At 53.6% G+C, this 13,847-nt stretch carries 12 protein-coding genes; all 12 read left to right on the forward strand.

Annotated elements, in window-relative coordinates:
- The first annotated feature begins 820 nt into the window (after window positions 1-820).
- Entirely contained in the window at window positions 821-2,176 is a 1,356-nt protein-coding gene (locus K7X24_RS14910; RefSeq protein ID WP_105879143.1) for an NCS2 family permease, read from the forward strand.
- Between the two features lie 478 nt (window positions 2,177-2,654).
- The gene (locus tag K7X24_RS14915; protein ID WP_161508827.1) at window positions 2,655-4,301 is read left to right on the forward strand and encodes a Na+/H+ antiporter; all 1,647 of its coding nucleotides are present in this window, start codon (window positions 2,655-2,657) and stop codon (window positions 4,299-4,301) included.
- A gap of 187 nt (window positions 4,302-4,488) precedes the next feature.
- On the forward strand, window positions 4,489-4,626 hold the full coding sequence (locus K7X24_RS14920) for a hypothetical protein (protein ID WP_224555573.1): 138 nt from the start codon (window positions 4,489-4,491) through the stop codon (window positions 4,624-4,626).
- Window positions 4,627-4,659: 33 nt separating this feature from the next.
- Window positions 4,660-5,370: a response regulator transcription factor gene (locus K7X24_RS14925; protein ID WP_010295681.1), complete on the forward strand. Its 711-nt coding sequence runs from the start codon at window positions 4,660-4,662 to the stop codon at window positions 5,368-5,370.
- The gene (locus K7X24_RS14930) at window positions 5,348-6,847 is read left to right on the forward strand and encodes a sensor histidine kinase (protein WP_039470864.1); all 1,500 of its coding nucleotides are present in this window, start codon (window positions 5,348-5,350) and stop codon (window positions 6,845-6,847) included. Before K7X24_RS14925 ends, K7X24_RS14930 begins: the two co-directional genes overlap by 23 nt.
- A gap of 313 nt (window positions 6,848-7,160) precedes the next feature.
- Entirely contained in the window at window positions 7,161-7,382 is a 222-nt protein-coding gene (locus K7X24_RS14935) for a Flp family type IVb pilin (RefSeq protein WP_010295686.1), read from the forward strand.
- A 7-nt stretch (window positions 7,383-7,389) separates the two neighbouring features.
- Complete coding sequence (locus K7X24_RS14940; RefSeq protein ID WP_039470866.1) at window positions 7,390-7,941, forward strand: prepilin peptidase; 552 nt, start codon at window positions 7,390-7,392, stop codon at window positions 7,939-7,941.
- 46 nt (window positions 7,942-7,987) lie between these two features.
- A complete protein-coding gene (gene cpaB, locus K7X24_RS14945; protein WP_039534633.1) occupies window positions 7,988-8,932 on the forward strand; it encodes a Flp pilus assembly protein CpaB in 945 nt (314 codons plus the stop codon).
- 79 nt (window positions 8,933-9,011) lie between these two features.
- Entirely contained in the window at window positions 9,012-10,445 is a 1,434-nt protein-coding gene (locus K7X24_RS14950; protein ID WP_180782216.1) for a type II and III secretion system protein family protein, read from the forward strand.
- Between the two features lie 21 nt (window positions 10,446-10,466).
- Window positions 10,467-11,153, forward strand: a complete 687-nt coding sequence (locus tag K7X24_RS14955; protein ID WP_224555575.1) for a CpaD family pilus assembly protein — start codon at window positions 10,467-10,469, stop codon at window positions 11,151-11,153.
- A gap of 14 nt (window positions 11,154-11,167) precedes the next feature.
- Window positions 11,168-12,367, forward strand: a complete 1,200-nt coding sequence (locus tag K7X24_RS14960; protein WP_039470873.1) for a histidine kinase — start codon at window positions 11,168-11,170, stop codon at window positions 12,365-12,367.
- A 60-nt stretch (window positions 12,368-12,427) separates the two neighbouring features.
- On the forward strand, window positions 12,428-13,831 hold the full coding sequence (locus K7X24_RS14965) for a CpaF family protein (protein ID WP_109225331.1): 1,404 nt from the start codon (window positions 12,428-12,430) through the stop codon (window positions 13,829-13,831).
- Window positions 13,832-13,847: the final 16 nt, after the last annotated feature.

The following is a 13,847-nucleotide window of genomic DNA, read 5'->3' on the forward strand; positions in this document are numbered from 1 at the left end:
CGCCAGATGGCAGCCATTTTATGGTGGTTAACGTACTTAAGTACGATTAACGGAAGATAGCGTGGGGGTTAACACCGCGATAGGTTTTGCCCAACGCTTTTAATATTTGATTGATTTTGCGGACAACGCGCATCTTTTTTATCCCCACGATTCTTAAATAATTATTGGTTGAAAGTACCAAAGTTGATGTTGATGTTTTCAAACATAGCGATGATTTTGTTCAGCAGTTTCATGGTCATTTCCTCGTTGTTAGTTGATTTTTTTCTGTGATGCTGTTCACGTTTTTAAGAATACTCGCACTGATACGGATGGTCAACTTTTTTGTGATGTGAATCACAAAAAAATGAACGATCAGTTTGTGAGGAGTAAACCGCTGTTTTGATTTCCGTCTAAGAACCCTTTCTGCTTTTTCTTCATACTGACCCACTTTCAGCGAGTTACCTGATTGAGCATTACCTGTACGGGCTGGGCGCTTCCTTACCGGACAGATGAAGTGAGATAGGTAAATTGTCTCGATTAGCAGTTGAAATAAGCGCGGGTGAAGCGGGATAATCACGCGCTTCTATTGCCTGGTGCCGTTTTGTCCAGCTTGTTTTAGTGCCGCCCGTTTAATACAGCAGTGTTTTATACGTCAATATCTTGATACGACAACGTTTTCCGGTTTCGCATTCAGCGAGTTAATCGTTTGCGTGCGGAGCCATAGGGCTCATGGCGCGTTATGTGCATTACGAATGAGTGTGCAGATGTGTTCGCGGGGCAAGGCTGCGGGAACTGCTCAGAATTAATCTTAAATAATAATGACATTTCAGGGGATACCACCATGTCAAACACCACCCGTCAGGCAGGCTCGCAGGGCTCGCTTGATGCTTTTTTCAAAATTACACAGCGCGGCAGTAACGTGCGTCAGGAAGTGTTAGCTGGCCTGACGACGTTTCTGGCGATGGTTTACTCCGTCATTGTGGTTCCGAGTATGCTGGGCAAGGCTGGCTTCCCGCCTACCGCCGTGTTCGTTGCAACCTGTCTGGTTGCCGGGCTGGGGTCGCTGCTGATGGGATTGTGGGCCAATCTGCCAATGGCGATTGGTTGCGCGATTTCGCTGACGGCATTCACCGCGTTCAGTCTGGTGCTGGGGCAACAAATCAGTATTCCTGTGGCATTGGGGGCGATCTTCCTGATGGGTGTGCTGTTCACCATCATTTCCGTCACGGGCATCCGCTCTTGGATCTTGCGCAACCTGCCGATGGGCGTGGCGCATGGTACGGGGATTGGTATCGGTCTGTTCCTGCTGATTATTGCCGCCAACGGTGTGGGTCTGGTGGTAAAAAACCCGATTGACGGTCTGCCAGTCGCGCTGGGCGATTTCACTTCTTTCCCTGTCATTATGTCCCTGCTGGGGCTGGCGGCGACTATCGGTTTAGAGAAGCGTCGCGTGCCGGGCGGTATTCTGCTGGTTATCATCGCGATCTCTATTCTGGGGCTGATTTTTGACCCGAATGTAAAATACGCTGGCTTCTTTGCGTTGCCGAGCCTGACAGCGGCTGACGGTTCATCGCTGATCTTCAGTCTGGATATCATGGGCGCATTGCAGCCGATGGTTCTGCCGAGCGTACTGGCGCTGGTGATGACTGCCGTGTTCGATGCCACTGGTACGATCCGCGCTGTAGCCGGACAGGCGAACCTGCTGGATAAAGACGGGCAAATCATCAACGGTGGTAAAGCCCTGACCGCAGACTCCGTGAGCAGCATTTTCTCCAGTCTGGTCGGGACGTCTCCGGCAGCGGTTTACATCGAATCCGCAGCGGGTACGGCAGCCGGTGGTAAAACGGGCTTAACGGCAACCGTAGTAGGTGTGCTGTTCCTGCTGCTGCTGTTTGTGTCTCCGTTAGCGTATCTGGTGCCTGGCTATGCCACTGCACCTGCGCTGATGTACGTCGGCCTGCTGATGCTGGGCAACGTCTCCAAACTGAACTTTGATGACTTCGTGGATGCCATGTCCGGTCTGGTGTGCGCCGTATTCATCGTGCTGACCTGTAACATCGTGACCGGTATCATGCTGGGCTTTGGCGCGCTGGTATTAGGCCGCATCTTCTCCGGCGAATGGCGTAAACTGAACATCGGCACCGTGGTGATTGCTGTCGCGCTGGTGGTGTTCTACGCTGGCGGTTGGGCGCTGTAATTCTTCCCAACAGACCTTCTGGCACCGTCCAGAAGGTCTGTCATTCCTCGGGCTTTCCTTCTTCTTTCCCTTCCTTATCATTTCCCACGCCAAACGCGATTTTATGTGCCCTTTTATTGGCTTTGGGTTGATGTTACTTGTGTGATAATCAATAAAGTAATTATCCGTCATACTTCAAGCTGCACGTGCGTTGGCAATACTCGGCTCATCGCTGAGCCTCGCCCTGACGGGCCGCCGCAAGCGGCGTTCAAATTGGCTAAGCCAATTTGTCCTCGCTCACCCCAGTCACTTACTGGTGTAAGCTCCAGGGGATTCGCTGTGTCGCCGCCTTCTTGCAACTTGAATTATTTAGGATAAAACCTCTCTTCTCCACCCAGAAATCCATTTTCATACCGAGCTAAATGCGTTAAATATGGAAGAGCCGTTTGCTCGCTAACAGGTAGAGTTTTTTTGATTTAGGAGTACGTCTAAGGAAAGCATGGAAATATTTTTTACGATTCTTATTTTGACCCTGGTTGTATCCCTGTCCGGGGTGATTACCCGCATTTTACCTTTTCAAATCCCTCTGCCTTTAATGCAAATCGCGCTGGGTGCCATCCTTGCCTGGCCTCAGTTTGGTTTACACGTTGATTTCAATCCCGAGCTGTTTATGGTGCTCTTCATTCCGCCGCTACTGTTTGCCGACGGCTGGAAAACGCCGACGCGTGAGTTCCTGAAACACGGTCGGGAAATTATTGGTCTGGCGCTGGTTCTGGTTCTGATTACCGTGGTGGGCATCGGCTATTTCATCTACTGGATGGTGCCGGGTATGCCGCTGATTGCGGCCTTTGCGCTGGCCGCCGTGCTGTCGCCAACGGATGCCGTCGCGCTGTCTGGTATCGTCGGTGAAGATCGTATTCCGAAAAAGCTGATGGGCATTTTGCAGGGCGAAGCGTTGATGAACGATGCGTCCGGTCTGGTGTCGCTGAAGTTTGCGGTCGCGATTGCGATGGGCACGATGGTGTTTACGGTTTCCGGTGCGACGCTGGAATTCATGCAGGTGGCGCTGGGCGGGCTGCTGGCGGGCGTCGGTGTGACCTGGGTATTCGGTAAATCGCTGCGTGCTATCAGTCGTTGGAGCGGTGATGATGCCGCTACGCAAATTGTACTGCTGTTGCTGTTGCCCTTTGCATCGTACCTGATTGCAGAACACATCGGTGTGTCGGGTATTCTGGCTGCGGTAGCGGCGGGGATGACTATCGGCCAGTCGGGCGTGATTCGTAGCGCACCGCTTGCGATGCGGTTGCGTGCAAACGGCGTGTGGTCGATGTTGGAATTCGTGTTTAACGGCATGGTGTTCATCATGCTGGGCCTGCAATTGCCGGATATTCTGGAAACCTCGGTGACGCAGGCAGAGCTGGATCCAACGGTTGAAACCTGGATGCTGTTTACCGATATCGTGATCATCTATGGTGCTCTACTGCTGCTGCGTTTCAGCTGGCTGTGGGTGATGAAAAGATACAGCATGCACATCCAGAAAAAGCGCCCGATGATCTTTGCTGAGTTTTCCACGCGCGAGCTGTGGATCGCGTCCTTTGCTGGCGTACGAGGGGCGATTACGCTGGCGGGCGTGTTATCCATTCCGCTGCTGCTGACTGACGGCACCGCGTTCCCATCACGCTATCAGCTGGTGTTTATCGCCACGGGCGTTATTTTGTTTTCTCTGCTGTGTGGCGTGCTGGCGTTGCCGTTTCTGCTGCGTGGTGTGGTGGTCGCAGACAAGGCCGCGCATGCCAAAGAAATTCGCATGGCGCGTATGGCGGTGGCAGAGGTGGCGATCAAAAGTATGCACAAAATGGAGGAGCGTCTGGCCGCCGATCGGGAGGAAAACATTGATGAGCAGGTGCTGAAAGAAGTCAGCGCACGCGTCATCGGTAATCTGCGCCGACGGCTCATTGATAAAGACGATCCTGAAAACGGCCTGCTGATTGAGAATCTGGAGCGGCGTTTTCGTCTGACCGCACTGAATTCTGAACGTGCGGAGCTGTATCACCTGCGTGCCACGCAGCAAATCAGCAATGAGACGTTGCAAAAAATGCTGCGCGACCTCGATCTGATGGAAGCGCTTCTGATCGAAAATGAGTAAGACGCGGTGAGACGATCCCCATTACCGCGTTGATTTCTTTCTCTTCTCTTTTCTTCCTCTGCATCCCCATGGCGTAAGCGATGGGGATGTTTTTTATGCGTCCAGTCTAAGAACGACGTCAGGCGATTGTAAACTGCTTGTCACTAAATGATAATGATTGTTATTATCCGTAGGACTTTTCTCATAAGTGAAAAGTAGAGAAGTAAAAAACAGAAAAGTAAAAAAACGAGAAGCAAAAAACGGCCTGCACGGTATCAACATCGTGTGGGGTGAATGGCTGTTTGAAGGACCAGATAAAAATAAACGGACATTAACCCTGAATTAATTAGGTAATAAGCCACGTTTATAGGGGAAAATTATGCGTGTATTAGTGGTTGATGATGATTCTGTGCTGTGCCATTGGCTGGGGTCTAAATTACATTCCCACGGCCATTCTTGCCGAATGGTGCACGATGGCGCACACGCATTAAAAGCAATCAAGGATGAAGTTTATGATGTCGTTCTGCTGGACAGAATGTTACCCATCATGGATGGATTTACGGTATTACGTGAATTACAAGGCTCACGTCATCCGCCTATTATGCTGCTCTCTGCCCTGGATCGTGATGTCGATCGGGTGATGGGCCTAGAGCTTGGTGCGGAAGATTATCTCGGCAAGCCTTTTAATTTTAATGAGCTTAGATTACGTCTGGATATTATGGCGCGGCGCGGTAAACGCCATGTTGATAATCCTTCCATGCTGAGCTTTGAAGATCTGCAACTTGACCGTATGCAGCGCGTTGCATGGCGCGGCGGCAAGCGTATCGATTTGACAGATAAAGAAATCAAGTTACTGATTATATTAATGGAAAATCCGGGTCAGGCGATTACGCGTACGATGCTGTTAGAGCGCGTATGGGGCTACAATTTTGATCCGCAGACCAATCTGATCGACGTTCATATGTCAAAACTGCGGGCAAAAATTGATAAAGGATTCCCGCGTCCATTAATTAAAACGCTGAGAGCGATGGGCTACGCATTAGGCGCGGTAGATAAGGACAAAACCGATGTTGGCAGCCACGCTGAATAAAATAAAAATAAAGAAGCTCGGGCAGCGCTGGCAGGTAAAAATAAAACACTGGCAATTACTGGGGGCAAGCCAATACCCAGGCTTTTTATGCACCTCTAATTTTCGCCAGGCAATAACCATTGTTTTTCTGTTCTTATTGATGATGCTGATGTGTATTGTCGGCTTCAGTTCATTAAGTGAAACGCTGATTAGAACGCATGTCCGCGAAGTTATTCTGGGTAATATTTACGATTACTCGATGCAGTCGCGTTTAACGAATGCCGATAGTCTGATTACGCAATTACGGCAGGATAATCGAGCGAAAGGGGATGAATTACCGCTGTTTTTGGTAATGGATAAACACGGTGATATTTTGTATCACAATCATCCTTTAAGAACGCATCTTTTAACCCCCCATACTGCAAATTCACACCCTCTGGAAATGCGACAGCATACCGATTGCCAGATGGATGTCAGCTGTCTTAAAGCCGAAATTTCCAGCCCTGACGACCCCAATCTGATCGGTTTGTCCGTGATGTTGGATGACGGGGGCGTGCTGTTTACCGCTTACAACATTCGGCCCATGTTAGAACGGGTGAGGACCATCCCGCTCGTGGCGGGGGCGGGACTGTTTGTCGTGCTGCTTTTCTGCCTGTTTGTCAGCCGTCATTTCAGCTTACGCAGCCTGCGCAGCGTGGAGAAAATCCGTGCGGCGCTGCATCGCTACAGCAGCGGTGAGCAACAGGTGCGTATGCCGCTGTCGCCTTACGACGATGATTTTGACAGCCTGAGTGCCGATATTAACCAGAATCTGGAACGCATTGAGCGCCTGATGGAACAGGTGCGCAGCACCTCCAGCCATGTCGCGCATGAACTGCGTACGCCGCTGACGCATCTGCAAAATCGCTTGTTCAACCTGACGGAACGCGCAGGGCTGGATAACGACATTCGTGATGAGTTGAATCTGGCGGTGGACGAGGTGCATAAAATCCTCGGGCTATTCCGTACCGTGATGCGTATCGGTGAAATCGAAAGCGGGCGCTGTGTGCACCAATTTGAAAACATTGAAGCGCGCCAGCTGCTGGAAGAAATTGCCGAATATTATCAGCCGCTGGCGGAAGAGCGCGGCTGTCGTCTGAAAATTGAAATTAAAGCCGGTATCCAACTCTTTGGCGACCGGGCGTTGCTGTTTCAGGCGCTGGCCAATCTGGTGGAGAACGCGCTGAAATACGCGGCGCAGGGAAAATACATCACGTTGAGCGTGACGCTGTATCGCGGCTGGATCGCCCTGAGCGTTGCTGACCGCGGTCCGGGCATTCCGCCTGCGCTGCATGCCAAAGCGTTACAACGCTTTCAGCGGCTGGATACCTGGTTTCAGTCCGGCTATGGGCTGGGATTATCTCTGGTGCAGGCGATTACCGACCTGCACGGTGGCAAGCTCTATCTGGACTCCTCAGAGCCGGGTCTGAACGTTTACCTGTGCCTTAATCGCTGCTAATCCTCTTTTTCCGCGATGAATACGACGCGCGGTAAGTGGGTTTTCCCTGCTTACCACGATCATTTTCTCTTGAGCGTTTATGAATATCCCTGCAAAAAACATGAATATTTATTAATTTTTCCTGCAATGTAAAGTGTGTTAATTATTGATTTATATTGATAATTTTTTGCATGGAAAGATTAACGAATATTAATGTTCTACTGCTTGCGGCTCTTGATAATAAGTCTCATTATTAATCTTATTATCATCATGGCATCCCCCGAATTCCCGAGTAGGCCATGATTTCTTTGCCTGCGGATTAGAGAGTCTTCCCATGAAAAATATGAAAGCAAAACTGCGTTCTTTCCTGCGTGACGAGAGCGGTGTAACGGCTATCGAATACGGCATTCTTGCAGCGGCAATGGCAGCAGCCATCGGCGCTATTTTCGGCGGCGACGGTATCTTCGTGAAAGCGCTGAATGAGAAATTCACCCAAATCGCCGATCAAATTACTGGTACGGGCACCAGCGGCGGTACATCCGGCGCCGCGAAATAAGCGCGAGATGGCGGATTACGCGCACTGGCCGCAGACGGCACTGCTGATGGGGTGTCTGCTGTGGTGTATCAGTACCGACCTGTTAGTACGCAAAATTACGAATCAGGCGGTACTGATTTTATTGCTGGGCTGGCTGTTTTTCAGCGCTTCACATGTCCTGCAATCCGGTGCGTTAGATATGTTGGCACTACGGAAAACGCTCTGGGCGCTGCCTGGCGCGGCGGCAGTACTGGTTGTGGGATTTGTGCTTTTCCTCACCGGCAGATTAGGCGCCGGGGATGTCAAGCTGATGAGTGTGCTGTGCCTGTGGGTTGGGCAAGGACACCAGATCGTTTTCGTCATGGTGACGGCGCTGGCGGGCGGTGTTCTGGCGCTCAGTCTGCCGTTGTTGAATACCGTACCCACAGCGGTTGCGATGGGCATTCAAACCACCAACCGGATATTCAAGAGTCGGTTGCCTATGCCACCCGCGTTGCCCGCCGATCTTTCTCAAGGCATACCTTACGGCGTCGCCATTGCGTTCGGCGCGATGTATGTCCTGATTTTTCCCTTGTTTTAATTCTGTCGCAGCTTTAAGACACACACGCTAGGGTAGGCAAGTTGAAATGAAAGTGAACTCTACATACGTACTGTCAGGCGCGCTCGTGCTGGCAGGCATTGTTGCGCTGATGGTGCGTAGCCATCTCTCTTCTGAACCCCCTGCGCCGCCTCCGGTCGTGGTTAAAGCGCCGGAAAAAACTGCTGTTTTGGTGGCCGCGAAAGATCTGCATCCCGGTGATTTCATTGATTCTAGCTCGCTGCGTTGGCAGACCACGGATGAATCGGTTTCCCGTGCGTTTAACTTCGTTCGCGGTCAGGACAAGCAGTCCCTGCTATTGGGCGCGACCCTGCGTGAAACGGTGAAGGAAGGCTCGTGGCTAAGCAGTAATGTTGTTGTGAATCCCAATGAGCCGGGCTTTGTTGCTGCGGTGCTGCGTAAAGGGATGCGTGCTATCTCCGTTCCTACAAGCGCTATTGCGAGCAATGCCGGGTTAGTGTCCGCTGGCGATCGTGTTGATGTGATCCTCAGTATGAAACGAGACGATCAGTCAGAGCTACCTGCAAGTCGTAATCAGCCTGTTGTGATGCCACTGCTGGCATCACAAACGATCGTGCGCGATTTACGCGTATTGGCGCTGAACGATAAAACCGGTACACCGGTATACCCACGCTTTGATACCGCGGAAGACGGTACGGTGCTTGATGCCACCGCCAAAAGCCGTGAGTCTGCCGTGCGTTCTCGTCCTGCGACCTATCAAACCGTGACGCTGGAAGTGACGCCTCAGCAGGCTGAAGCGCTGGCGGTTGCCAAAGAACTGGGCATTCTGCATTTGGCACTGCGCAGTGCCGATCTGGATGACGCGGTCGATCCGGCCACAGGGCGACCACACGTGACCACGGTTCCGCTGGCGACCGATATCTACGGAGCGCTATCTGCCGGATCCGGCGGACACAAAGTGAAAATCTATCGCGCTGAGCAAAAAGACGTGGTGACGTTCCCCTCCCGATAGGAAGAACACGCAATCTGACAGCCTGCGGGGTGCCGCAAGTTGCTCATGGAAAAATGAAGCCCATTACGGAATTAAGTAAATGACGATGTTTTCGCTGTTTTTGAAATCGGACTTTCGGGGTACGTGCAAACGATTGCTGGCCGCTGGCCTGTTTAATGCAGTATTGCCTGTCACGCTGACGACGATGATGTTGCCTGCGACCACGCTGGCTGCCGGTGTATCGGTAGCACCAGTCACCGATGAGGTGCGACTGACCGTGAATCAGGGACGGTTACTGCACCTCAATGCGCTGCCGGACAGCGTGCTGGTGGCCGATCCGAATATTGCCAGTTTTGAACTGCCTTCACCGGGTAATCTGTTTGTCTACGCTAAAAGCGTCGGTACCACCACGCTCTACGCGATGGATGAAAATGGCAATGTGATCAACGCCATTCGTCTGGTGTCCGAGCATGATTTGAAAGCACTGGGTGAACGCATGAAGCGTGAATTCCCCGGTGCGGATATCCAACTGGAAGCCTCGATTCCCAGCGGCGTGATTGTGCGCGGCAGCGTCGATACCCCGCAGGATGCCAAGCGCGTGATCGACAGCATACAGGCTTATATCAGCGCGTCCTCCGGCGGCGGCGGGCAGGGTGGTGGAGGCGAAAGACTGCCAGGCTCCAGCGAATCCTCCGGCAAAGTGATCAACCAGCTCAAAATCAAAACGCCTTCGCAAATCAATATTCAGGTGCGCGTGGTGGAAGTGTCCCGCAAGTTAACCAGCGAACTGGGCTTCAACTGGGCGGCATCGCTGAGCACCGGTAGCGGCAACATGACCGCAGGCAGCGGTTCGCGTCTTAATCTGTTCAACGCCACGACGGGGAGATTTGCTAACCCAACGGATGCGGGCTTCCTGAACTTTGGTCGCTCCAGACTGAGCGGATTGTTAACCGCCATGAACCAACAGGGCATGGCGACCGTATTGGCTGAACCTAACCTGACGGCGATGTCAGGGGAAACCGCTGCGTTTGCCGCGGGTGGTGAAGTACCAATCGTCCTGATCACCAATAACAGCGTCAGCATTGATTACAAATCCTACGGTGTGATTCTGCGCATGACGCCAACGCTGCTCTCTGCCAATCGCATCAGCCTGCACATTGCACCGGAAGTCAGTGAGCTGACCGACGTCGGTTCCGTACAGTTGGAAGGCGGATCGCGTATTCCAGCATTAACGGTACGTCGTGCGGATACCACGGTAGAGCTGGCCAGCGGACAGAGCTTTGCACTGGCGGGCATGCTGCGTAGCGCCGGTAGCCAGACGATCAACGGCGTGCCGGGATTAAGTAGTGTCCCGATGTTTGGCCGCCTGTTTGAAAGCGAATCCACCAGTCAGGAAGAAACAGAATTGGTGATTATCGCGACCGCCTATGTCGTTGAGCCCGTTAACGCGGGCGATCTCCAGACGCCGGGACAAGGCGTAAAAATGCTGGATTCGTCTATGCCGCGTTCTGCATCTATCGGCTATCTCTACTGAGTCCGCGAGGGGCAATAAAACATGAAAACGATCAACAACCGTCACCCTCTGCTCCGCCCACTGCCCATGCGTGCGGCTGTGCTTACCGCCGTTGTTCTACTGGCAGGCTGCGGATGGAATAAGCCGATTAACGACGTACGTATGCAGCGCTTTGATCAGCCAGGGCTTCAACCCATTGCTGTCCAGCCTTCATCGGTGTCCGTGCCGTTACTGGTTGCACCGAACGGGCGCGGGTTCCTTCCTGAATCCCTGAGACAACTCAATATCATGCTGAAAGATCAGGGACGGCTCTCCGCACAGACGCTAACGCTTATCCCGCATAGCGCGAGCGGCGAGCAAATGGCAGGGCGACTGGCTACCGTGCTGAAAAACGCCGGTGCTAATCCACAGAATGTGAAGCAGATGCGCCGTTCTACGGCGAGTGGACAGAATGGCGATTTGGAAGTGATCTCCGAAGCGCTGGTGGTCAAAACCACCCGCTGCACGATCAATGACCCCAATCAGCTGATGGTGAAGCCCTATGAGGCGATTGGTTCTCTCGGCTGCGCTACGCAAAACAATCTGGCGATGATGGTCGCCGAACCACGCGATCTGATTCAGGCGAAAGCGCTGGACAGTGCGGATGGCGTGGCGGCGGTCAATAGCATCGAACGCTATCACAAAGATGAAGTGAAAGAGCTCATCGACATTAACTTTGAAGAAGATTAAGGGCGTGACATTCCATGAGTGAAATTACCCCTAACGATGGTGAAGAGCTGGCGCTACCGCTGGTGGCATTCGCCAATGACGTACGCGATGTCGCTGACCTCAGCGATCTCTTCACCCGTCTGAAACAGCCGGATGTTCCGGTGATGTCTGGCGGCATCGCCGCGGCGCGCCAATGGTGCGAGCTGAATGTACCGCCGCGTATTTTACTGGTGGATCTGGAAGGGGCGCACTGGCCACTTCCGGCACTGGAAGAACTGCTGAGCGTTTGCGGCCCCACCAGCCAGGTGATTGCGATAGGCAAAGAGCAGGATGTCGGTTTGTATCGCGCACTGCTTCAGGCGGGCGTGGTGGACTATCTGGTGAAGCCGCTCACGCTGGATCTGCTGGCGGCAACGCTGGCGAAGTGTGAAGGCCAACAGGCTGGGCCAGAATATGCCCGCATGGGCAGAACGATTGCTATCGTCGGCGCCAGCGGCGGAAGCGGCGCAAGTACTGTGGCGATGGGGCTGAGTCGCCTGCTGTCCGGCGAACGCCACTTGCCTGTGGCACTGGTGGATTTTGACCGTCGTAACGGCGACCAACTGCTGTTGCAGGGGCAAACCGATGACGCGGGTCTGGCGGCGGTGTTGGGGACGCAGGAACTGGATACCCGACTATTACAGCGTGCCATGCTGCGCGTGGATACCCGTCTGCACCTGCTGGCACAGAAGCCGGAACTAGGGGAATTGGCTCCGGTTGACGTGGATAACGTGCTGAACCTCGGCGGTGCGCTGTGCCGCATGTTCAATCAGGTGATTTGGGATCTGCCTAGCAGCTACCCAACCGGTGCGCTGGACGTGCTGACTTACGCGGATCTGCGCATCATCGTGACGGAATTGACGCTTCAGGATGCGCGTAATGTGCGGCGCGTACTGAATGAGATCGGCGATGAAAGCGAAGGGCAACGCCTGCTGCTGGTGCATAACCAGAGCCGTTTTGCTACGACCGCGCCGTTAAGCCGCGATCAGTTCGAGCAATTTACCGGTCGGAAGATTGATGTCGTGCTGCCGAATGCGGGCCACGCGCTGTCGCAGAGCCTGACGCTCGGCGCGCTGAATCTGGCTGCGGCACCTGCCTTCCAGCAGGGATTACGCCAACTGGTCGATCTGGCCTGCGGCGTACGTGCCAGACCGGCGGAAAAACGCTGGTTCTCACGTTGGTTAAAACGCGCGTGATGATGTTCAGCGTGCACCGTTTTTCAAAGGGTTACGGACTGTTTTTTGGGGTTAAGGATTATGTTGATTCGCAAGAATAACCTGCAAAAAAGTGAAGCAGGAAAAAGTACGCCTCAGCCTGCGCCTGCTGCCAACGTGGCAGAACTGAAAACGCGTCCGGCTGCGGAGAACCGCACACAGCCTGCGGCGAACACGTCTTCTGGATCTGCACCGGCTGCCCGCCAGACGGACAACCGAAACAGCCAGCGTCGGATTATCCGCGCACAGCTCTACGATCAGATCGACGCGGGTAAAGCGGCGATGATGGGGCGTGACAAGCTGTTAGTGCAGATCGAAACGGTGATCCGCCGGATCTGTGATGAGCAGCGCTTACAGCTTTCGCGGCAGGAAGAAGAAGCTATCGCCGCCGAAATGCTGGATGAGATGACCGGGATCGGGCCGATCCAGCCGCTGCTGTCGGATGAGACGGTCAACGATATTTTGGTCAACGGTGCTGGTCAGGTGTTTGTCGAGCGTTTTGGCAAGCTGGAACTGTCGCCGATTACCTTCATTGATGAAGAGCATGTGTTTAACACCGCGCAGCGTATTGCCGCCGCGGTGGGGCGTCGTATCGACGAAGCCAGCCCGATGGTGGATGCGCGTCTGCCGGACGGTAGCCGCGTCAACGTCATCACCTATCCGCTGGCGATCGACGGCACCACGATCTCAATCCGTAAATTTATGCGCCGCAACCTGTCGTTGGAAATGCTGGCAGAGCGCCGCTGCATGTCCTACGCGATGGCAGATGTCTTGAATAAAGCGATGCAGGCGCGCGTTAACGTGATCGTCTCCGGCGGAACGGGGGCGGGTAAAACCACCTTACTGAATGCGCTGTCGCAGAAAATCGGCATCACCGATCGCATCATCACCATTGAAGATGCCGCCGAACTGCAATTGCAGCAAGAACACGTGGTGAGGCTGGAAACCCGTCCTGTCAGCGCCGAAGGCACTGGCCGCGTCGACCAGCGCGATCTGATGCGTAACGCCCTGCGTATGCGCCCCGATCGCATCATTCTGGGTGAGGTGCGCGGCGGCGAGAGCTTCGACATGTTGCAGGCAATGAACACGGGTCACGACGGTTCGCTGTGTACGGTGCACGCCAATACCTCGCGGGACGCGATACAGCGTCTGGAAAACATGGTGATGATGGCCAACATGCAGCTGCCGCTGATGGCGATCCGCCGTCAGATCGCCAGCGCGGTGCACCTGATCGTGCAGATCGAACGTATGCGTGACGGCATGCGCCGCGTGGTGTCCATTACCGAAGTGTGTGGCATGGAGAACGAGGTGATCCAGCTTCAGGATCTGTTCAGCTTCAACATTCAGGGGATGGATGGACAAGGTCTGTTGACGGGTGAATATGTTCAGCACATTCAGCGCCCGCAGTTCTACAGCGATAAAGCGCATCTGTTCGATGCGCAGTGACGGGCTGAGGAGACGC

Source organism: Pectobacterium versatile, assembly GCF_020166435.1.
In the GTDB taxonomy this organism is placed as follows: domain Bacteria; phylum Pseudomonadota; class Gammaproteobacteria; order Enterobacterales; family Enterobacteriaceae; genus Pectobacterium; species Pectobacterium versatile.